At 45.9% G+C, this 21288-nt stretch carries 18 protein-coding genes; all 18 read right to left on the reverse strand.

All coding sequences use genetic code 11. The annotated features are described in order from the left end of the window. Window positions 1–3: 3 nt before the first annotated feature. On the reverse strand, window positions 4–492 hold the full coding sequence (gene fliL, locus AB4323_RS18455) for a flagellar basal body-associated protein FliL (protein ID WP_017060677.1): 489 nt from the start codon (window positions 490–492) through the stop codon (window positions 4–6). A gap of 90 nt (window positions 493–582) precedes the next feature. Then, entirely contained in the window at window positions 583–2700 is a 2118-nt protein-coding gene (locus tag AB4323_RS18460; protein WP_372153057.1) for a flagellar hook-length control protein FliK, read from the reverse strand. Between the two features lie 182 nt (window positions 2701–2882). Further along, window positions 2883–3320, reverse strand: a complete 438-nt coding sequence (gene fliJ / locus AB4323_RS18465) for a flagellar export protein FliJ (RefSeq protein ID WP_017060679.1) — start codon at window positions 3318–3320, stop codon at window positions 2883–2885. A gap of 19 nt (window positions 3321–3339) precedes the next feature. Beyond that, complete coding sequence (gene fliI / locus AB4323_RS18470; RefSeq protein ID WP_017060680.1) at window positions 3340–4659, reverse strand: flagellar protein export ATPase FliI; 1320 nt, start codon at window positions 4657–4659, stop codon at window positions 3340–3342. Continuing rightward, window positions 4659–5459 carry a flagellar assembly protein FliH gene (gene fliH, locus AB4323_RS18475; RefSeq protein ID WP_017060681.1) on the reverse strand — a complete coding sequence of 267 codons (801 nt, stop codon included), beginning with the start codon at window positions 5457–5459 and terminating at the stop codon, window positions 4659–4661. The genes fliI and fliH overlap by 1 nt, the downstream gene beginning before the upstream one ends. 124 nt (window positions 5460–5583) lie before the next feature. Further along, on the reverse strand, window positions 5584–6645 hold the full coding sequence (gene fliG / locus AB4323_RS18480; protein WP_017060682.1) for a flagellar motor switch protein FliG: 1062 nt from the start codon (window positions 6643–6645) through the stop codon (window positions 5584–5586). Further along, window positions 6638–8380 (reverse strand): flagellar basal-body MS-ring/collar protein FliF, encoded by a 1743-nt coding sequence (gene fliF, locus AB4323_RS18485; RefSeq protein ID WP_017060683.1) that lies wholly within the window; start codon window positions 8378–8380, stop codon window positions 6638–6640. The genes fliG and fliF overlap by 8 nt, the downstream gene beginning before the upstream one ends. Before the next feature lie 16 nt (window positions 8381–8396). Further along, entirely contained in the window at window positions 8397–8708 is a 312-nt protein-coding gene (gene fliE / locus AB4323_RS18490; RefSeq protein ID WP_017060684.1) for a flagellar hook-basal body complex protein FliE, read from the reverse strand. A gap of 132 nt (window positions 8709–8840) precedes the next feature. Beyond that, a complete protein-coding gene (locus AB4323_RS18495) occupies window positions 8841–10250 on the reverse strand; it encodes a sigma-54 dependent transcriptional regulator (protein ID WP_017060685.1) in 1410 nt (469 codons plus the stop codon). 33 nt (window positions 10251–10283) lie between these two features. After that, on the reverse strand, window positions 10284–11324 hold the full coding sequence (locus AB4323_RS18500) for a PAS domain-containing sensor histidine kinase (protein WP_017060686.1): 1041 nt from the start codon (window positions 11322–11324) through the stop codon (window positions 10284–10286). A 184-nt stretch (window positions 11325–11508) separates the two neighbouring features. After that, window positions 11509–12975: a sigma-54 dependent transcriptional regulator gene (locus AB4323_RS18505; protein ID WP_017064122.1), complete on the reverse strand. Its 1467-nt coding sequence runs from the start codon at window positions 12973–12975 to the stop codon at window positions 11509–11511. A 228-nt stretch (window positions 12976–13203) separates the two neighbouring features. Then, window positions 13204–13614, reverse strand: coding sequence for a flagellar export chaperone FliS (fliS, locus tag AB4323_RS18510; RefSeq protein WP_004736194.1), 411 nt, complete (start codon window positions 13612–13614; stop codon window positions 13204–13206). 12 nt (window positions 13615–13626) lie between these two features. Beyond that, a complete protein-coding gene (locus tag AB4323_RS18515; RefSeq protein WP_017060688.1) occupies window positions 13627–13932 on the reverse strand; it encodes a flagellar protein FliT in 306 nt (101 codons plus the stop codon). A gap of 3 nt (window positions 13933–13935) precedes the next feature. Then, window positions 13936–15963, reverse strand: coding sequence for a flagellar filament capping protein FliD (gene fliD, locus AB4323_RS18520; protein WP_372153059.1), 2028 nt, complete (start codon window positions 15961–15963; stop codon window positions 13936–13938). Window positions 15964–15985: 22 nt separating this feature from the next. Continuing rightward, window positions 15986–16411: a flagellar protein FlaG gene (gene flaG, locus AB4323_RS18525; protein ID WP_372153061.1), complete on the reverse strand. Its 426-nt coding sequence runs from the start codon at window positions 16409–16411 to the stop codon at window positions 15986–15988. Between the two features lie 81 nt (window positions 16412–16492). Continuing rightward, window positions 16493–17623, reverse strand: a complete 1131-nt coding sequence (locus AB4323_RS18530) for a flagellin (RefSeq protein ID WP_017066381.1) — start codon at window positions 17621–17623, stop codon at window positions 16493–16495. 588 nt (window positions 17624–18211) lie between these two features. Continuing rightward, complete coding sequence (locus tag AB4323_RS18535) at window positions 18212–19345, reverse strand: flagellin (protein WP_372153063.1); 1134 nt, start codon at window positions 19343–19345, stop codon at window positions 18212–18214. A 648-nt stretch (window positions 19346–19993) separates the two neighbouring features. After that, entirely contained in the window at window positions 19994–21130 is a 1137-nt protein-coding gene (locus AB4323_RS18540; RefSeq protein WP_017064128.1) for a flagellin, read from the reverse strand. Window positions 21131–21288: the final 158 nt, after the last annotated feature.

Genomic DNA, 21288 nt, shown 5'->3' on the forward strand with positions numbered 1-21288 from the left:
TACCTATTGAATTACGAAGTCAGTGAATAACACTTTTTCAATCACAGGCTGGCCAACAGCTTGAGCCAGGCTTGCTTTAATATCTTCTGTTGCCTTATTACGCAGTTCCACGCGGCCTGTTGGTGAGCGCAATTGATCAACCGTTGCCGAAGCGAACGTGGCCAGTAGCGTACTTTCTACAAGTGGAGAGTGGTAACGAGCCAGGTCTTCATTCTTACTGCCACGTACCATGAGCTGTGCTTTTATCTGAACTAGGCGATCTTTTTTGTCACCTGTCACATTAAACAAGAAGGGCTGAGGAATATTAACATACATAACCGGCTCTGCAGCGACCACAGCCGTTGCTGGCTGAGACTGAGATTCAGAGGCGCTATCGTCAGAACCTAAGAAAAAGTACAGCGCACCACCTATACCAAGCAGTAACACAACTACGGCAATAATAATTATAAGGAGCTTGCTCTTCCCTTTAGGTGCATCTTGTTCTTCGGCCATATCTTACTCTAACTTCCTGTTCTTGCGATTAACTGATGGTTCTTTTTATTAACTGTTTTTTTCTATTAACCAAGCGTTCTTAGCCTGATATTAGGCATAATAACTAATTCCATCACGCTTTGATGCGACATTCAATTCAAGATTGCTGCCACTATCAAGGTTTTCATCACCTTGCGTATCATTTGTGCGGTTAGCGCCGGATTGTTGCTCACCATTGTTGTATCTATCTTGTCCCTGACCGGAGTTCTGTTGTTGAACAGACGAATCGGCAAGCTGCAGACCTTGCTGAGCAAGCATCTCTCTCAAGCGAGGTAAGGTTTGTTCAATCACATCTCTCGCTTGCTGATTACTCACCGTAAAGTGCACGTTTGCCACGTCATTATTCATGGTCATGCGGATTTTCATTTGGCCCAATTCTGGTGGGTCGAGACGAATGTCCAAGTTCTTAAGGTTCTTAGACATCATCATTTGTACTTTTTCAGCCACTTGCTCATTGGCTAGCTCTTTGGTGAGCTGTAAGGGCGCTTGTTGAGCAGCTTGAATTTCAGCTCGCGTAGGTGCTGAACCCACCGTTGCCGTACCTTGTGCACCAGCCGCAGAAGCGATCTGCTGAGCAAAGGTCGAATCTTTAGAATCTTCTTTAGCACCCGCTTTACCCAAACCAGACAGTGCTGCTGCACCGGCGCCCGCTTTAAGAAGCGTATCAGTCGAGCCTGCTTTTGTGGCAGCTGGCGTTGCATTCATCGCCATTCCTTGCGCGGTTAAAGCTGGATCCAACGTTGCTTGCTGCTGAGGTGAAGCCACATTAGCTTGTTGAGCTGCGGCCTGTTGGGCTGCATGTGCATTATTGGCGTGCAGCATTGCCGCCTTGTCCGTAAGAGCATTGTTTGCTGATTGAGAAGCGGCCTGCGCTGACACTTGTTGTGTAGCCGTCGCTACAGCTGCTGTTGATGCTGCCGCAGCTAAGGCTTTAGTTTCGCTTGAATCCGTATTATCCCAATCGATAGCAGTGGGTTCACCAGACGCACTGTTCGCAGCCGGAGCTTGACTTAGCAAAGCTGTTACTTGTTGTTGAACGTTAGCGAGCTGTTGATTCAACAGGTCTAGGTTAGAGGTCGCTTTAGCCAAAGCGGCTTGCTCATCAACCGTCAACTTAGCGCCACTTTGTTGCTTATCAAGCAAGCTATCGACAACAGACTGCTCTGATTCGATTTGTCCATTCAATTGGTTTAGCGCTTTGGTATGGGCATCTACTTGCTTTGCCAGTTCAATATCCACGGCTGACAATGCTTGGCTCTGCTCGGCAGCAACCGCACTAGCTGCATTCTTTTGGCTCAGCTCTCGGCTCATACTGGCTTCAATTTGTTCTGGAGTGACGCCTTTATCCATCAACTGTCGAATTTCAGTATCAGTTAGCTGAGAAACACCCTTACCTCCGGTAAGTACAGCGATTTCAGAATCGACTTCAAGGCTCTTCTCCTGATTTGCAGCCTTAGCTTGTTGTGTCGCCTTATCCGTAACGGAAACTCCTGCAACAGAAGCACCGGTGATATTACCTTGGGCTTGTTCTACCTGACCTTGCTGAGGCAAGCCTTTGCCGTTTGGCGCTTGATTTAGGGTTTTGTTTGCCTCATCCAATTGACCAAGCAATTTATTGCCTTCGCTCATCGCTGCATTGGCTTGCGATGCCTGCGTAGCACCATCTACCGCTGATGGACCCTGAGTTTGGGATTGAGCAATATGTTCTTTAGATTCGTTAGTCGTATCCTGCGCATCTTTACCATCTGCCTTATCTGCAACAGTCTTATCAGCGACAGTGCTATCAGTGCCCGAATTGGCTTTGAGCTGAGCCTCAGATCCAGACGCAGCCTCTGCTGATGTTTTATCAGCAGCTTTCTCGCCTTCTACTTCTGAGCTTTGCGCTTCGCTCACTTCGTCAGTAGCCTTTGATTCAGCGGAATCACCTTTGTTCGCTTCGGCTGACGCTTCACCTTCGGTAGATGTCTGTTTAGTATCAGGTTTCGCAGTGCTTTCTGTGTCTTTTGCTGCGACTTTACTGTCACTTTCTTCAAAGCCGAGCGCTTCTTTAAAGGACTCAAAGAAACCTTTAGAGTCGCCGGTTTCTTCTACCTTGGAAGAGGCAGAACCGGTGTCCAACAACGATGACATTTTGTTGGTCGCTGAATTTGAGGAAAGACTAACATTCATATATACAAGCTCTATCTACTAGCTTTGCTGCCATGAATCAGGCAACAAAAAGAAAGTCGGATGCTTTTCATGCCTTTGGTGGGCATAACGCGCAATTTTATATAAAACGGAGCAAGAAACATGCCTATAAGTTCGGTTTTCACAATATAGAGAACAGCACTGACGTCATTCGTGGCTTAGGATCACATCTTCTTTCGGCTGTATAACAGAGTCGAAAACTCATCCATTTGCTTTTGTTCTCTTCGATCTTGCAGCTTTGCTTTCTCTTTCTGCTTTTTCTCCATCAACCACTCGTAGGATTTACGTTTTTTGCGTAACTCCATCCAGTAGCTTTGGCAGTTGTCGACTTGATTTTTAAAGTGGTGCTCGGCTTCTCTCTGTTTGGATAATGTTTCATCCAACTGAGTTAAGAAGCGGTTCAAGTGACCATATTGGCTCGCCGTTAAGCCAGCCTTACCGCGGTCAACGAGCTGCTGACAATAATCCAGTCGATACTTTTCAATCTGCGCAACCTGCTCATAGTAGCCTTGCAGCTCAGAGTTCGCTTTGTTGAGCGCAAGTACCGCTTGGTTCTCTTGATCTTTGGCTTGATCGAGCAAAAATTCTAATGCGTTATCCATGACTAACCTTATTCACCCGTTAGCCACCCAATACATGTTTCAACATGTTGACGCACATGTCGTATGGGACGGTCTCTTTCATCTTCTGCTGCAAGTACTCATCCAGTTTTGGTTTCAACGTGAAGGCACTATCGATTGCTGGATCCGTTCCTGGCTTGTAAGCACCAATCGACACCAAATCTTGGTTTTTACGACAGATAGACAGCACTTGCCTTACCGCTTTCGACATCAAGACATGTTCTTCAGTGGTGATTTGCGGCATAACACGACTGACGGATTTCTCAACGTCAATCGCTGGGTAGTGACCGGCATCGGCCATCTCACGAGATAACACAACGTGACCATCGAGAATTGCTCGCGACGCATCCGCAATCGGATCTTGTAAGTCATCGCCTTCGGTTAACACGGTAAAGAAAGCCGTGATAGAACCTTGTTCATCATTGCCGTTACCTGCTCGTTCCACCAGCGCAGGAAGCTTAGCGAAGACTGATGGCGGATAGCCCTTGGTTGCTGGCGGCTCACCCACAGACAGAGCAATTTCACGCTGAGCTTGAGCAAAACGGGTCAATGAATCCATGAGTAGCAGAACATCTAAGCCTTGGTCGCGGAAGTACTCGGCGACAGCCAACGCGGTTTGACAGCCTTTTAAGCGCATCAATGGTGATGAGTCGGCAGGAGCGGCAACAACAACCGAACGCTTACGGCCATCTTCACCAAGAATCTCTTCAATAAATTCTTTAACTTCTCGTCCACGCTCACCGATTAGGCCTACGACCACTACTTGCGCAGTTGTGCCTCGAGTCATCATGCCCAGAGTTACGGATTTACCGACACCAGAGCCAGCAAACAGACCGATACGTTGCCCTTTACCCACGGTTAGCAAACCATTAATGGCTTTCAAGCCGACATCGAGTGGTTCAGAAATCGGTTTACGAGCTAACGGGTTGATTGGCTCCGCATTAAATGAAGCGCGTTGCTCTGTATAGATTGGACCTAACCCGTCGAGTGGATTACCTACGCCGTCGATCACTCGACCAAGCAGTTCCATTCCAACAGGGATACCACTTTCGGTGGTCATTGGCGTGACGCGAGCGCCAGGTAAGATCCCGGTGATTTGTTCACTCGGCATCAAAAAGAGGTTATCGCCAGAGAAACCGACGACTTCGGCTTCCATCTGACCAGACATAGTTTCGACTAAACACAAACTTCCGATTGGCGCTTTACAGCCGGTCGCTTCAAGCGTTAAGCCAACAACGCGTACTAACTTACCTGAGGCAATCGGTCGTGATTTTAACCCTTCGACTTTGTACTGACTGAGACGGTTCGCTAACTCAAGCATTACTCATGACCTTGGTGACGGTTTGCGCCGCAGAAGTTTTGAATGACGTTCTTTACGCGATCTTCCATGCGGTAGTTAACGCTCGACTCACCTGCTTCGATTTGCACGTCACCACGGTTGAGTGCTGGCTCTGCTACCAGTGTCCAATTACGACAGTCCAATTCAGTTTCGCCATACGCAGAGCGAATGATCGCCACATCTTCCGGATTGAGTTTCAATGTGATTGCGTGACCAGAAATCGGCAACGACTCTACCGATTCTTTAACGGTATCTAATATGATTTGTGGGTTGGTTTGCACTTCAACATGAACCACTTCTTTGACCATGGTAAGCACCATGTCGACCAATTGCTTCTCCACCTGAGCGTTCATCAACTCTAATGGTTGAGCGAACTGGTTTGCCAGCCCCATGAAGACGGCCACCTGCTGTTGAATGTACTCTTGACCCGCGGTTACGCCTTCAAGCTTGCCGGCTTCGTTGCCTTCTTCGTGACCGGCAGCAAAACCTTCTTCTTTGCCTTTTTCATAGCCTTGCTTAAAGCCCGCCTCTTGGCCTTGATGCAGCCCTTCCTGATAAGCGCCTTGTTTAATCAGCTCGATTTGCTCTTCAGTCAGAACCAGCTCTTCATCTTCAATGGCTTCTTCAACCGTTGGCATCCAACTAGGGTCGTAGTTAAAAGCGGTTTCTTTGGCTTGTTTGCTCACGTCAGAGGTGTAGTCAGGCAGCCCCCATTTCTGAGGTTGGGCAACCGTATTATCTTCTTCAGGGCGAAGGAAGCCGCGTTTTCTATCACCTGACATATCAGTACCTATCTATGAGTGGCTTAACTGTATTGTGAATTCAAGCAGTTAAACTGAGTTAATCTGTGGTTCGAGATTGGATAAAGAAAAGCCCCAACAGTGTGGGGCTTTTGAGATTTCTGTATTAAAGGAACTCGTCGGCGCCACCAGACAGCATAATTTCGCCACTGTCTGCCATCTTCCTCGCGATACCCAAAATCTCTTTCTGAGCCGCTTCAACATCAGAGACTTTGACTGGCGGCATCGCCTCAATATCGTCTCTCATCATATCGGCAGCACGTTTAGACATGTTCTTGAAGATCTTCTCACGTAGACCTTCATCTGCACCTTTAAGTGCTTTCTGTAGAATATCTTGTGGAACATCACGTAGTAGTCGTTGAACACCTTGGTCATCAACTTCAATAAGGTTTTCAAAGACAAACATCAGATCTTGAATCTGTGTTGCCATGTCTTCGTCTTGGTCACGGATTTGATCCATCAAGACGCCTTCCACGTTGTTATCCATGTAGTTCATGATCTCAGCCGCGGCTTTCAGGCCACCAATTTTGGCAGCTTGAGCACCCGCTTGACCCGCGAACTGTTTCTCCATGATTTCATTCAGTTCAGCAAGCGCCGAAGGTTGAACTTCTTCAAGGTTGGCAATACGCATCATCAGATCCAGACGAACTCGCTCTGGGAACTGAGACAGGATCTCAGCCGATTGATCGGCATCGAGGTACGACAACACAATAGTTTGAATTTGAGGGTGCTCGTTGATGATAATGCTCGCCACCTGACGAGGATCCATCCACTTAAGCGAATCCAAACCTTTCGAACCTGTGCCGAGAAGGATTTGGTCAACAAGGTTATTCGCCTTGTCTTCACCCAGAGCAGCAACTAACGCATTACGCATGAAGTCTTCGCTGCCCATACCAATGTTGGTGTACTTCTGAATATCATCTAAGAAAGCACGGTGCACAGCGCCTACTTTCTCTTGGGATAGGTCTGTAGCTCGCGCCATCGCACTACCCACACGCTGAACCTGCTTTGGCTCTAGGTGACGAATAATACCAGCAGCATCTTCTTCATTTAAACTGAGCAACAAGATCGCAGCGCGCTCATCGCCTGAGATAGAGCCGATATCCACGCTAGAGACATCAAGCACTTCACCGCCTTCAGTTTGTTGTGGAACTATTTCGTTAGCCATCTACCATCCAATTCTTAACTACTTGAGCTGCTAGCTCTGGTTCATTCGCTACAAGTGCACGTACTGCTTTCAGCACGTCCTCGTCTTTATGAAGGTTTGGTAAGTCGATACTTGAACCAAATTCAAACAGCTCACCACCTTCAATATCACCACCAATTAAGCTGGTTTCGCCGTCGGCACCAATTGGCATGCCATCAGGTCCGTACATCTGTTCATCGTTGTCTGCTGCTGGGTTAAGCAGTTTCTTCATTGCAGGGCGAACAAGTACCAACACCACCACAATGATAACCAAGGCACTTGCAAACCAACGAACCCAATCATTGAAGTTTGGATGCTCCCAGATTGGCACATCAGCAACAACATCTGTTACTTGAGGTGCAAACTGCATGCTTAATACGTTGAGCAAATCACCACGAGTTTCATCAAAGCCCACCGTACCAATCAGTACTTGGCGAATCGCATTGATCTCGCTCGCCGGAATCGGAGTATGAACCACTTCACCCGTATCTGGGTTCAAGGATTGGCGGTCTTTGATCGCAACAGAAACCGTCTGACGATTAACCGTGCCGCTCTGTTTACGTTCATGACTGATGGTGGTGTCTAGCTCAAAGTTTCGAGTCGCTTCTTTGTGAACAGAGCCTTGACCTGTCATCGCGCCGTCTTTCATCTGAGCCACATCTTGTGGAATTGAGGCATCCGCTGGAGGCTGGTTACTCAACGCACCCGGAATACCCGCCACCGTATTTCCATTGTTGTAATCTTCTAAGGTGTATTCACTTCGAGTCGCCGGTGTATTCGGATCAAAACGTTTTCTGGTTTGCTCCACAGCACTGAAATCGAGCTGGATATCAACCTGAGCGGTGTAGTTACCAAACCCAAGAATAGGAATCAGGATGGAGTCAATTTTTTCACGCAGCGCTTGTTCTTGATTGCGCTCTAACTCGTGTTCTTTACGACGCGCCGCTGACATAGGGTCTTGAGAGCCTGAGCTCAACAATCGGCCATGCTGATCGGTCACCGTAATACGTGAGGTTTTCATTCCCGGAACGGCACTTGCCACCATATCCACAACAGAATCAACTTCTTGCTGCTTGAGGTTAGTACCTGTTTTTAGAGTTAGGAATACAGAAGCAGAGGCTTCTTGATTATGACGTACAAAAACACTCTGCTTCGGCAGGGCCAATAAAACCTGAGCTTTACGTACCTGTTTCATCTGCTCAATGGCTTTGGCAAGTTGTCTTTCGCGGCTTAATTTAAGGCGTTCTTGTTCTAAACGTTGTGATACACCAAAACCCATGTCTTGCATGAGGATGTCATCACCCGCGTTTCGCTCTTGATTCAAACCCGCTCGTACCATATTAAGCTTTAATGAGTTGTACTCACTCGCCGGTACTGAGATGGTATTGCCTTCAAGCGTGTAATCGATCTTTTGCAGATCTAAGTAATCAAGAACGGGGATCAATTCTTCTGTTTCGTAAGCCCCTAATGGACGCATTTCTGGCTCTTTTACCCAGAAAAACAGCATCACAATCAGCGCTACACAGATAGAGATAGAAAGGACTAAGACGACCTGACGAAGTAAATCGAGATCACCGACAGCCATATCGAACTTCGATGAACTGCGTTCACCTAGATCGGGATTTTGCCCTTCTCCGTCTAGCTCAGAGCCTGCAATCAGTGCGTGGTCGTTGCTATCGCTTACGGTTAAATCTGTTGTTTGACTATTATCTGCCACTATTTAACTACCCAACTTATACCGGCATATTCATCAGCTCTTTGTACGATTCGACCAATTTATTTCTAATTTGGATCGTCGCCTCAAAAGCCACACTAGATTTATTACGAGCAATCATCACGTCCGATAGGGATACGCTTTGGTCGCCACTATCAAAACGAGCTTGAAGATCACCTGAAGTCTTTTGTAATGAGTTCACATTATTGATGGCATTAGTCAGCATGTTGCCAAAATCTGCACCGACCGCTTGCCCCGTTGCTGCGGGACGCGCGCTGGCAGCTTCGACCATCATCGCCTGCATTTCGCCTTGTAAACCATCTATTCTCATCTACTACCTCAGGAGTCAAAATTATGACTATCTATTTAGCTATATTATTGACAGAGCAATTAGCGTGCCACACATTAAATTGACTAGATATCGTATTACACTAGTCAGAAAGCTGACACTACTAATCTATCCTCAGTTTGGGATATCTATTCCAGCATCGCGCATTTTAGCCAACTTGTAACGCAGTGTACGAGGGCTAATACCCAGTTTTTCAGCCATATCTTTGCGTCGGCCATTACATGCAATCAGGGTTTCAAGAATGATCGCATACTCTTGATCTCTAAGCTCATTACCTAACCCTTCGCTGCTAGCCGCGATTTTATTGATTGGGTTTGCTTCGGCAATAGGCTTAATTTCTGGCGCAGCTACGTCACTGCCTTCGACGATTTGTTGTAGGCTGCTTGCGTCTTGCCAATCGACACCTTCAAGAAGGATATGCTCACCAGAGATGTTCTCTTGTTCGCTCAATATTAGCGCACGCTGTACCACATTGTCTAATTCGCGAACATTGCCCGGCCACGGATAATTGACGAGTTTGCTGATCGCTTGTGCTGACATAACGGGTACAGGCATACCAAGTTTGGTGCAGTGGCGCTCAACTAAGTGCTTGGCTAAAGGCTCAATATCGCCTTTACGCTCGCACAATGGAGGCCAAGAAATTGGGAATACATTCAGGCGGTAGTATAAATCCTCACGGAAATTCCCTTCAGAAACATACTGTTTAAGGTCTCGGTTACTGGTCGCTAATACACGAACATCCAATTTGATGCTCTTACGACTACCTAATCGCTCAACTTCGCGCTCTTGCAAAACACGCAGTAGTTTGGCTTGTAGGCTAAGATCCATTTCACTGATCTCATCCAACAGAATTGTACCGCCCTGCGCTTGCTCGAATTTCCCCGGGCAAGCTTGAATAGCGCCAGTAAATGCGCCTTTTTCATAACCAAACAGGGTCGCTTCTAACATGTTGTCTGGGATCGCCGCGCAGTTAATCGCGACAAACGGGCCATCTTTTCGGCTAGAAGCATTGTGAATGTAGCGAGACATCACCTCTTTACCAGAACCACTCGGGCCCAACACCATGACGTTGGCATCGGTTTTCGCAACTTTATCAGCTAGCATCATTAGCTTGATACTTTTTTCATCAGCAACGATAGCGTCGCCGTTGTCATCCGACTTTACAGGCGCATAACGGCTGACCATGTTGAGCAGCACTTCTGGCGCAAATGGCTTTGCCATATAGTCGATAGCGCCCTCTTTCATTGCAGCAACGGCATCTTCGATGTTGGCGTACGCTGTCATTAGCAATACCGGCAAATTTGGCCAATGCTGCTTAATGTTTCTCAATAGTGCCAAGCCACCCATGCCCGCCATCTGCACGTCAGATACGACAATATCAACGGAGTTCGATTTTAATTTGACCAGAGCATCTTCCGCACAATCCGCTTCCAGCCATTCATAGCCAGCAAGCGCGAGTGTGTCGACAAGGGCTTCGCGTAGACCTTCATCATCTTCGACGATTAACACTTTGCTTTGAGCCATAGGATTCTCCAGTGTAAATTCAGTTAAAACTTATTAGTCTTCAGAAGAAGCACTTCTTTCAAGCGGTAGACACATGGTAAAGCATGCGCCGTCGCCTTCTTCTGATATCAATTCCAGTCGGCCTTCATGTGCTCGACATACCATTTGTACAACCGCTAAGCCTAGACCTGTACCTTGTGAACGAGTGGTAAAGAAGGGTTCCATTATTTTACCTTGAAGCTCTTTCGGTACGCCGGGGCCACTGTCTTGCACTGATATCTTAAGCTCGCCATTTACGGGCCTAAAAAACACATCGATCTGCGATTCCTTACCCGCAATTTGAACCGCGTTCAACACTAGGTTGCTTAACGCTGAGGCGATAGCATTGGCGTTGCCGAACATTTGAGTCTGTTCGCCCTCAACTTCTTGGCAATAATCAATCTGGTTAGTTTTCAATGCCGCTTCCACCATAGGGTGAAATTCAGTGATCAATTCAGCCACAGTAAATGGCTTAACGACTTTGTTGTCACCACCTTTGGCAAACAACAGCATGTCGTTCACTTGCTTCTCTAAGTCATGCAATCTATCCATAAGCTTAGATTGAAAACGCGTTTTTGTTGCCGGCGGCAGATTTGGCGCGGCAAGGTTTGATGCATACAGCATCGCACTTGAAAGCGGCGTTCGCACTTGATGGGCAAGCGAGGCCACCATTCTACCTAATGAAGACAAACGCTGAAGATCACTCACGCGAGACTGCAATAGTCGGGTCTCGGTCAGATCGGTAATCAAAATCAGCTGACCCGTGGTAGAGGCTGAAATCGCCAAACGCACTTTTCGCCCGTTCTTCAATGAGATCTCATGACCGTCATCGTCTTTTGGGTCAAAGGCACTTTGAATCACTGAAAACCACTTCTCGCCAACCAACTCAACACCAAGAATACGATGCGCTTCAGGGTTCGCTTCTCTCACTTCGCCGTGTGTATCTAACAAGATAACCCCAGCTGGCATCACGTCGAGTACTTGCTTATAGCGCTCAACCTGCTGTTCAACAGAATCTAGGTGTGATTGATTTTCTGGTTCGTTAGATACGCGCATGTCAAAAATTTGCCTCAAATACTAAAACAGCCTGAGACGTACAACACGAGTCAGGCTATTTGCTATATTTATCACATAGTTAAGCAAGCAACAACTCGACTATGGTTTATCTGTTCACTTAGCTAGAGTTACCAAATAGCTAAAAAGTGTGTGCTAGTTTTTCGTTTTCATCGAAAACTGGACACTATCGCTGCAAGTTATATTTACGCATTTTTTCAACCAGAGTGGTTCTACGCATTCCAAGCATGTCAGCAGCACGAGCAACAATGCCGCCCTGCGCTTCCAACGCTTGATTGATCATATTCACTTCCATATCCGCGAGTAGCTCTTTCAAGTTAACCCCTTCTGGCGGTAACTCTTGAGGCGCATTAGCATTGTCGGCAATATCATCTTGCTGGTCAAAACTGAAATCTTCTGAGAATAAGTCAGCAAGTGCATCACGCTCTTGCTCCTCTTCAGATCCAAAGCTATTAAACTCTGGCTGGAACTCAGGGATATCGCTGTATCGATATTTAGTTGGCAGGTGATTCACATCAACCAAGCTGTTTGGATACAAGATAACCATTCGTTCAACCAGGTTCGCTAGTTCACGAACGTTACCTGGCCAGTAATGCTCCATCAAAGAGTTGATAGCACGAGCCGTGAAACAGATAGGCATGCTGCCTTCCGCTTCCATTCGAGTCATCAGCTCTTGAAGCAACAGTGGAATATCTTCTTTACGATCTTGAAGCGCCGGCATTTCAATCGGGAATACATTTAAGCGGTAGTAAAGATCTTCACGGAACGAATCATCGTCGATCATATCTTCAAGGTTGCGGTGGGTTGCCGCAATCACTCTAACATCAGCTTGTATGGTGCTATTGCCACCTACACGCTCAAAGCATCGCTCTTGCAGTACTCGTAGCAGCTTAACTTGCATCGCCATCGGCATATCGCCAATTTCATCAAGAAACAGTGTGCCACCTTCAGCCAATTCAAAACGGCCTTTACGTGCGGTAATCGCCCCAGTAAATGCGCCCTTCTCATGACCAAACAGTTCACTTTCAAGCAAATCAGGTGGAATCGCGCCACAGTTTACAGGAACAAAAGGCCCTGAACGACGTTTAGAGTGATAGTGAATGTTACGCGCTACGACTTCTTTGCCTGTACCAGATTCACCAAGAATCAGCACGTTCGCTTCCGTAGAAGAGACTTGTTCAATTAAGTGACGTACTTCTTGAATGCCAGCACTTTGTCCTACTAGGCTGCGAAACAGGGTGTTCTTGCGTGCCGAAGACACAACTTGAACACCTTTGCGGCCTAAGAAGTCTTTACAGTGTCTCAATGCATCACTTAATTGCGGGTAGTTAAGAGGAAGTTCAAGCTCACCAACATAGTTAGTCAACTCGTCAACCGGGTGATTGTTTTTGCCAATCACCAGTAAAGGGATGTGATTGGCGTGAACAAGCTTCTCATTCAGTAATGCGTTGAAGCCTTTACCTTTAATGGTACCAATAATGCAGCCGGCCCACTGTAGTGACCAGTCAACTTTACGTGCTTGTTCAGAGCTGATTACTTCGCAGCTCTCTCCTACAAACTCTAATATTGTGCTTAAATTGTGACGATCTTGAGCGTTATCGTCGACGACAAGCAGTTTTGCCAAACCTTGCATAAGTAGGAATTATTGCCTTTATTTTGGTGCGATGCGGAAAAACGGTGAGCAACGTAGTCTATAAAACAGTGAGATGTATCAATGATTATGGTCTACGTGGACAAATTTAGGAAATCAGCAACGAAAAAAGCCATTAGGCTATCTAATGGCTTCTATTTTATTTGATTAAAAAAATAAGGCAACCAACCAATTAAGGGATATGAGATTGGTTAAAACTGCAATTTTTCTTTAAATACCTACGTCAGCGGACGTCAAGTTGTGATATTCGTTCGGAATTTGGTCCCAAGCGCTCTTAATTTCGCGAATAATATCGATAACATCATCAATAGGCTGTGGGTCATTTTTGTGATTTGCCGCAGAAATTTGCGTGATCATGAACTCATAAAGTTGATCTAGGTTTTTCGCAATATCGCCACCATCGTCCATAGATAGGCAACTACGTAGGCTAATAATGATATCTAGAGCCTTACCAAGTCGCTCACCTTTCACTGGGATGTTGCCTGCTTGCATTGCCGCTTTGCCTTGAATCAAACGCTCGATAGCACCGGCCATTAGCATTTGTACAATCTTATGCGGTGAGGCAGCCGTTAGCTGACTATCCACTGATACCTTTTTATATGCCTGTAAAGAACCGCGCATAGTAAACCTCTTCTATAAAAACTTTTTGTATTGTTGAACTGATTTAGCGCCGTGACGGTATTTATGTAGGGTCTTACCTACTCGACTCGTCTCAGACTGCATCAATTCGACTAATTTTCTGGTTCTGGTAATGGCTTCAAACCATTCAGAACTTTGCTTAACGTCGGGATGTGAGTCGATTATTTGAAGCACGTTTTGCAATAACTGTTCTCTGTTATCGACAAGCTGCGTTATTTCTTCAGCATTAATTTCACTAAATTCCAGTTTAGAGATAATTAGTTGATCGAGTTCACAAAGCTCTTGTAGCTGGCTATTCATCTATTAGCCCAACGCATTCATCATACTGCCCAGCTGAGATTGCATCTTACTGGTCGCATCTTGCATGGCTGTGAACTTAGAGTGGGTACGGCTCTCTAGGCTGTCCATGCGGCGGTCGAGCGCGCTTTGGTCATCAACCAAACGGTAGTTTTGCTCGACCAAGCTCTTTTCTCTAGTACGGATTGAACCCGTGATACCTGTGATACCTTGAATCGCATCTTCCACTTTTTTGGCGAAACCGTTGTTGCCACCAAAGAACTCACCCAACTTATCAAAGTTATTGTTGAGTTGACGGTCAAGCATATCGTAGTTGATTTCTAGCGAGCCTTGTCTTGTGGTGGTGATACCGAATTCAGTCAAAGACTTTAGATTGTCTGGCGCACCTTCGATACTTGATGAGAACACCCCTTTCAATCGGGAGTCGGCGTTACGCACTGTACTGTCACCAGAGAGCGGGCCTTTTTGACCAGTCGTTGGATCAACACCCGCGAGGTCTTTCGACACTTGATAGAACTGGTTATAAGAGCTCACAAAGGATTCGATATCTTGGCGAACACTGTTACGGTCGTACTCCACACCAATTTCTGCCGGCGGCTTATCTTTTGGCGTTTTTCCTTTCACCGTAATATCAATACCTTCAATGGCATCTTCAATCACATTGTTATTACTAGAGAGTTGAGCAACACCATCTAGGACAACCATAGAATCTTGGCCAGCCTGAACTTCAGTCATTCCACTATAGGTATCAAAAGATTGCTGTGCTTGTTCAAGATCTGCTTGCGCTTTATCGACCTTCTCTAAGAGCTCGCGCTCTTCGGGTTCTAATTTGGCACGCTCAATTTTCTTGGCTTGCTCTGCCGTGAGTTCGCCTTTTTGAACTTTCTCAGCCAACTCCGCTTTTTCTTGTGAAATCTTCTCTTCGATACGCGCTTGCTCAGCCTCAAGCTTTTGTTGGGCTTCTTTCGGTGTCACGTATGAATCGGTCAGAGTACCTGAGGCAGCATTTGACCACCCCGGCACATCGGGTGCCTTCTCTATCGCTTTTTCATCAAGCTCAAGTTCTGGTGTGTAGTAAGAATCTAAAAGCGTACCTGACGCGGTTTCAGTCCAGCCAGGGATATTATCTTCAGGCATCACAGACTTTGCCGCTTGAGCTGCGTCTAGGGCGGCTTGGCCGTCGGCGGCTGCTTGCTCACCGTAGCTGAGACTTTTAGAGTCTCCGTCAACATCTGAAGTAGAATCGGTTTGGGCTGCTGGGATGATATTGCCATCTTTATCGAGTGTTTCATTCGCATTTGGGTCATCGCTAGCGATCACTTCATCGATGAGTTCAACGGCTTTTCCTGCAGGGGTTAGAGCTAGAATATCTTGAGCAGCAACGCGCGCTTTCTCTAGCGCTTTAACACGTTCTTCAAGCGTTTTGTATTCGAGTTTTTTTAAGGGATTGGCAGCATCTGACTCAACATTAATGCTGATCTGCTGATCTGAACCAGACTGGTTCGAGGCAATAATAAGTCTTGGACCTTCGACATCGTTGATAATAGATGCACGAACGCCTGGGTTGCTATCTGCACCGTTGATACCACGAACAACTTCGATAAGTCTCGATCTGTCGCCAACTTGCACGTCAAAGCTGTCATCACCAAGCGAAACCTGCAGCTTACCTGGGCCAAATTTCATGTCCTCTGACAGTACATCAGAAGCCAATTTATGGCTTTGGGCAAGCTGCAACACATCGATGGCATATTTGCCAGCGATCGCTTCGGTAGTCGCGGTTGCAGAGACAAGCGCTTCATCGGTACTTTCCACTGTTCGCACAGCAAAAGCTTTTTCCTGACGAAAGTTTGTCATCAGGTTTTTCATCGAATCAAGGGATTCTCTGAGTCTTCCATAGGCACTAATGCTGGTATCGATTCGCGTTCGTTCATTGTCGATTCGTTGCTGTTTAGGTACACGCTCCGAATCAACAATTTTGCTGACCATGGAATTGATATCCATGCCAGACGAAATCCCCATTGGGCCAAAACTCATTAAATCACCTCAATAATACGACTTAAACCTTCACCTCAAATATTCGACTATTCGAGTTTTGGGCTGCTAGGCGTCTTAGAATTTCAAGCATTTCTTCATCAGGGATCTGGCGAATAATATCACCGGTTGTGGTCTCATAAATGGTAACCACATCTCTCCCAGATTCTTCATCGACCTTAAAAGCCACACCTTTATTGAGAGAGGAGATAAACTCGTTTACCTTCTCCACCATCTTGACTCGCTCTTCATCATTCAGCTCTTGTCTATGTTGAGCTAATTGAATCGCCGCTTCGGTAGCTTCCTCTTTCGATTTCTCTACCTTGTCATAAGGTGTTGCTTCTTTCAGTCGTGAAGTGCTCGACGCACTACTACCTTCATCGCTTGCAATTTTAATGCCATTAGGTGAGCCATAAGGCTGGATGTTCGATGCGTTGGATGATATTTCCATAACACTCTCCCTCCCTCCTTTATGAGCCAAACAGTAAAACTCTACCCAGAGTAGAGTTTACCGCTACTTACCGAGGTAAGTTTAGCCCAATAAGCTTAGAGCTGCTGATGGTGACTGTTTTGCTTGAGCTAGGATAGAAGTACTCGCCTGTTGTAGGATTTGAGACTTCGTCATAGCTGTTGTTTCTTTCGCGTAATCGGTATCTTTGATACGGCTCTTAGACGCATTAACGTTTTCGTTGATGTTGTCTAAGTTGCTGATTGCATGGTCAAAACGGTTTTGGAAAGCACCTAGAGAAGCACGTTGGCTATCAACAGATTTTAGAGCACCATCAATGATAGATACTGCTTCGTTTGCACCTGCAACAGAAGTTACGTCGATATCGTTAACGGTAACGTCTTTACCAGCACCGATACCTAGTTCGCCCGCAAGGCTGCCGCCAAACTCAACATCACCTTCAACTTTTTGGCTTGAAGCGAAAAGTTGCAGTTTACCGCCTTCACCCACAGACGCTTTAACGTCTTGGCTTTGACCATTGATGTAAGTTGCTAGCTCTTCGATATCGTTGCCTTCTTTAGCAGAGATAGATAGCTCTTGCGCTTCACCAAACTTATCGTTGTATTTGATTGTTAAATCAGCACCCGCACCTACACGCCAAGAAGCATCTTTGCCTTCTGTAACGCCGTAGCTCTTACCACCCATGTCTTGAGTGTCAGTACGCATGTTGCTCATAGATAGCATTACTGCTTCACCTGAGTCAGCACCGATTTGGAAAGATTGGCTGCCGTAAGTACCGTTCAGAAGCTTGTTACCACCAAAAGAGGTCGTTTCAGCGATACGGTTAAGTTCTGTGTTTAGAGCAGAGACTTCTTCTTGGATCGCAACACGTTCAGATTTGCTGTTCGAACCGTTTGAAGATTGAAGAGAAAGGTCACGCATACGTTGCAGAATGTTGGTTGACTCATTCATTGCACCTTCAGCTGTCTGTGCAATAGAGATACCGTCATTCGCGTTTTTCACAGCCATATCTAGGCCACGACTTTGCGACGTTAAGCGGTTAGAGATTTGTAGGCCTGCAGCATCATCTTTTGCGCTATTGATTTTATAGCCAGAAGACAAACGCTCCATTGATTTTTGAGTACCTTCAGCCGCGCTATTTAGGTAGCGCTGAGCCGTCATTGCAGACACATTTGTGCTTACATTAATCGCCATAGTTGATCTCCTTTAGGCATTTTTTAATGTACTTATGTGACTCTCACCTCACACTAATACATGTCAATTTTGTTTATGCACCAGTGTCTCTCTCACCTTACATTGGTACATATCATTTCTCTCAATCCCTTTAACGGCGCCTTAATTAGAAGCTTTAATAAAAAATGCGCTTTTTTTCATATTCTTTTCAACAACAAAGGAAAGTGTGATCGGGCTTCAATTAATAGGGCGACATTCGCTAAAGTTGCCCCATTATTTAAGTTAATGAGCGTAGTGTTGAATATAAAGTCAGAAGAGATCCCTGATATCTCGTTCTACTCGATTCTGGGGTGACGAAAGACTGCTTCGATGTAGTAAGCGAGGAAACCATCATCTCCCAATTCCCGTCACTCCCTACAGTGAGGAGCGAGCGTGATAGGGAATCTCGCTTTCCAATCAACGACCAACACCAAAACTCCCCCCTTCTCCAAATTGCAGGCAATAAAAAACCCAGCCGAAGCTGGGTCTGTTTAGCGCTCATCTCTCACCACGAGCTAATTTGTGGAAGCCTAACGTTGACGCTTATAGTCAACGTGGCTTTTTAATCGATTAACCTAGTAGGCTAAGTGCCGAGTTCGGAGCTTGCTTCGCTTGAGCAAGAATCGAGCTTGAAGCTTGAGAAAGGATCTGAGACTTAGTCATCTGAGTCGTTTCTTTCGCGAAATCGGTATCTTTAATACGGCTCTTAGATGCGTTAACGTTCTCGTTAATGTTGTCTAAGTTGCTGATAGCGTGGTCGAAACGGTTTTGGAAAGCACCTAGCTCAGCACGGTGGCTATCTACATACTTAAGTGCCGCATCGATAATAGCTACAGACTCTTGTGCGCCGCCAACTGATGTTACGTCGATAGTATCAACCGTTACGTCTTTGCCAGGTTGCATGCCTAGTTCGCCAGCCAGGCTGCCAGAGAATGCCACTTCGCCTTCAACCTTGTTGTTACCAGTAAACATTTGTAGCTTACCGTCTTCAGTTACAGACGCTTTAACAGAGTCTTGTTGACCGTTGATGTACGTTGCTAGCTCTTCGATGTCGTCACCCGCTTTTGCGCTGATGTCGATTTCTTGTGCTTGACCGAAGTTATCAGTGAACGACATTTTTAGGTCGTTAGCGCCTGCTTGAACGTTCCAATCTTTATCTTTCGCGTTCTCAGTTTGGTAGCTCTTACCACCCATCTGAGCGTTATCAGAGCGCATGTCTTTCAGTTGAAGCATTACCGCTTCACCGTTGTCTGCACCGATTTGGAATGATTTAGTACCGTGAGTACCGTTAAGCAACTTGTTGCCACCAAAAGACGTCGTTTCCGCGATACGGTTCAGTTCGTCGTTCAGCGCTGTTACTTCTTCTTGAATCGCTACACGCTCAGATTTTGAGTTTGAGCCGTTTGAAGATTGTAGAGACAAATCACGCATACGTTGCAGGATGTTAGTCGTCTCATTCATTGCACCTTCAGCTGTTTGTGCAATTGAGATACCGTCGTTCGCGTTACGTACAGCAACATCAAGACCACGACTTTGAACGTTCAAACGGTTCGAGATTTGTAGACCCGCAGCGTCATCTTTTGCGCTGTTGATTTTTGAGCCAGAAGCTAGACGCTCCATTGATGTTTGTTGTGCGCTGTTTGCGTTGTTTAGGTAACGTTGCGCTGTCATCGCTGAAACGTTTGTATTTACATTCACTGCCATGGTGATTTCTCCAATTGATTTTCCGGTATAGCGGTTTCCGACGTCTCGGAAAACCAAGTAGTTCTCTCAAAGTTACTTTTAATAACGGCGCGAAAATCAGAAGCTTTAGAAAAACTTTCAAAAAACCACAAAAAAAATATTAATCTAATATTTATCAACAACTTAATTTTCATCATTTTCTAATACAGCGATAGATTTCAATTGGAAAAAGATCTTAATCTGTTCAGAAAGCGTACGAACCGCCGTCTAAATGGCTCAAGGTCGAGAAATGATCAATCGCCAAAGATCTCTGACTTACGCAAATCTTGTGTAATAGATGACATTATTTGTCGTGAAGAAGAACCATCAAATAGAGATTTGGAAAAGGTAGTGCGAGAAAGTTCACAGGAAAATAAATAGCAAAAACAAGAAATACAGAAAGGAAAAAGCCCCTTTTCCTTTGAGAGAACCGGGGCTAGTTGGCGCGTCAGAGCCTGTGTGGAGATCATCGAGAAATGAACACATTTCCGACTTGCCGTTGCATTCTTACTGCAAAAATGGATAGCAGGTGAGAGATGAGAGAGCTAAACATTCAATAGTAAGTATGCTTGCCAGTTTCCCTTGCTGCATGGCTCACGTCTGAACACGAGCAGCAAGTTCAACCAATAACTATTGCAATAATGACATTGCAGAGTTAGGCAACTGTTTTGCTTGAGCAAGTATTGAAGTACCTGCTTGTTGCAGAATTTGTGATTTGGTCATTTGCGTCGTCTCTTTCGCAAAGTCCGTATCTTTGATTCGGCTGTTTGAAGCGTCTACGTTCTCTTGTACGTTTGCCAAGTTATTAATACTGTGGCTTAGACGGTTCTGTTTTGCACCCAAATCAGCACGCTGTGAATCCACGTACTTCATTGCAGAATCAATCACGCTGATCGCGTTCTGTGAACCCGCAACGCTGGTTAAGCTAACATCTTGAACCGAGGTTGCGCGGCCTTCACTCTTAATACCTAGCTCAGACGCTAGACCACCAGAGATAGACATTGGGCCGTCAAGGTCAGGTTCAGCAACGAACAGTTGAATGCGACCATCATCAGTAACCGATGCGTTCACAAGATCAGACTGACCATTAATGTAAGTCGCAAGCTCTTCGATATCATCGCCCGCTTTGGTATTGATATCTAAAACGATGTCTTCACCCGCTTTGGTTTTGAATTCGAACTTAAGATCGCTCGCTGTTGGCGGCACTTCCCAGTTCTTATCTTTCGCGTTTTCTGAATCGAACGTAGTACCACCCATACGGTAGTCATCTGCACGGATACTTGTCAGAGCCATGATCATTGCTTCACCAGAGTTAGAACCGATCTGGAATGAAGCTTCACCGAATGAACCGTTCAGTAGACGACGACCACCAAACGATGTGGTTTCCGCAATACGGTTAAGCTCATCTTGAAGTGCCATTGACTCTTCGTTCAGTGCAGTACGCTCTGCCGGCGAGTTAGTGCCGTTTGATGATTGAATCGCTAGATCACGCATACGTTGTAGTACGTTAGTCGATTCGTTCATCGCGCCTTCTGCTGTTTGAGCAATCGAAATACCGTCGTTGGCATTACGCATTGCCACATCAAGACCACGAGACTGAGCGGTTAGACGGTTCGAGATTTGCAGACCTGCCGCATCATCTTTCGCGCTGTTGATCTTGTGACCAGATGACAAACGCTCCATAGAAGTCGCTAAGTCATTAGATGCTTTATTCAGGTAACGCTGTGCTGTCATAGCAGATACGTTAGTGCTTACATTGATAGCCATTTTGCTCTCCTTATGAGTTCGCAAAGTTTCTGCGAAGCGGCCAGCTTTACTCTCATATGGATAAGCACTGACCGTGTATTACTCGATAAACCCTATACAAGGTTTAAGATCTGTATTAATCATTTATAACCAACACAGATACAAGTTGTATGCCAAGT

The organism is Vibrio sp. 10N.261.52.C11 (assembly GCF_041471405.1).
GTDB lineage: Bacteria > Pseudomonadota > Gammaproteobacteria > Enterobacterales > Vibrionaceae > Vibrio > Vibrio crassostreae_C.

Bases quoted from the DNA above. Each gene is read 5' to 3' on its own strand.
- fliE (WP_017060684.1), bottom strand. From the start codon at position 8,708: ATGAGAATAGATGGTTTACAAGGCGAAATGCAGGCGATGATGGTCGAA.
- AB4323_RS18495 (WP_017060685.1), bottom strand. From the start codon at position 10,250: ATGGCTCAAAGCAAAGTGTTAATCGTCGAAGATGATGAAGGTCTACGC.
- AB4323_RS18535 (WP_372153063.1), bottom strand. From the start codon at position 19,345: ATGGCAGTGAATGTAAATACAAACGTTTCAGCGATGACAGCGCAACGT.
- AB4323_RS18500 (WP_017060686.1), bottom strand. From the start codon at position 11,324: ATGCGCGTATCTAACGAACCAGAAAATCAATCACACCTAGATTCTGTT.
- fliS (WP_004736194.1), bottom strand. From the start codon at position 13,614: ATGCGCGGTTCTTTACAGGCATATAAAAAGGTATCAGTGGATAGTCAG.
- AB4323_RS18460 (WP_372153057.1), bottom strand. From the start codon at position 2,700: ATGAATGTTAGTCTTTCCTCAAATTCAGCGACCAACAAAATGTCATCG.
- AB4323_RS18505 (WP_017064122.1), bottom strand. From the start codon at position 12,975: ATGCAAGGTTTGGCAAAACTGCTTGTCGTCGACGATAACGCTCAAGAT.
- fliI (WP_017060680.1), bottom strand. From the start codon at position 4,659: ATGCTTGAGTTAGCGAACCGTCTCAGTCAGTACAAAGTCGAAGGGTTA.
- flaG (WP_372153061.1), bottom strand. From the start codon at position 16,411: ATGGAAATATCATCCAACGCATCGAACATCCAGCCTTATGGCTCACCT.
- fliH (WP_017060681.1), bottom strand. From the start codon at position 5,459: ATGTCAGGTGATAGAAAACGCGGCTTCCTTCGCCCTGAAGAAGATAAT.
- fliL (WP_017060677.1), bottom strand. From the start codon at position 492: ATGGCCGAAGAACAAGATGCACCTAAAGGGAAGAGCAAGCTCCTTATA.
- AB4323_RS18540 (WP_017064128.1), bottom strand. From the start codon at position 21,130: ATGGCTATCAATGTAAGCACTAACGTATCTGCTATGACAGCACAGCGT.
- fliJ (WP_017060679.1), bottom strand. From the start codon at position 3,320: ATGGATAACGCATTAGAATTTTTGCTCGATCAAGCCAAAGATCAAGAG.
- AB4323_RS18530 (WP_017066381.1), bottom strand. From the start codon at position 17,623: ATGGCGATTAATGTAAGCACAAATGTGTCTGCAATGACGGCTCAGCGC.
- fliD (WP_372153059.1), bottom strand. From the start codon at position 15,963: ATGAGTTTTGGCCCAATGGGGATTTCGTCTGGCATGGATATCAATTCC.
- AB4323_RS18515 (WP_017060688.1), bottom strand. From the start codon at position 13,932: ATGAATAGCCAGCTACAAGAGCTTTGTGAACTCGATCAACTAATTATC.
- fliG (WP_017060682.1), bottom strand. From the start codon at position 6,645: ATGGCTAACGAAATAGTTCCACAACAAACTGAAGGCGGTGAAGTGCTT.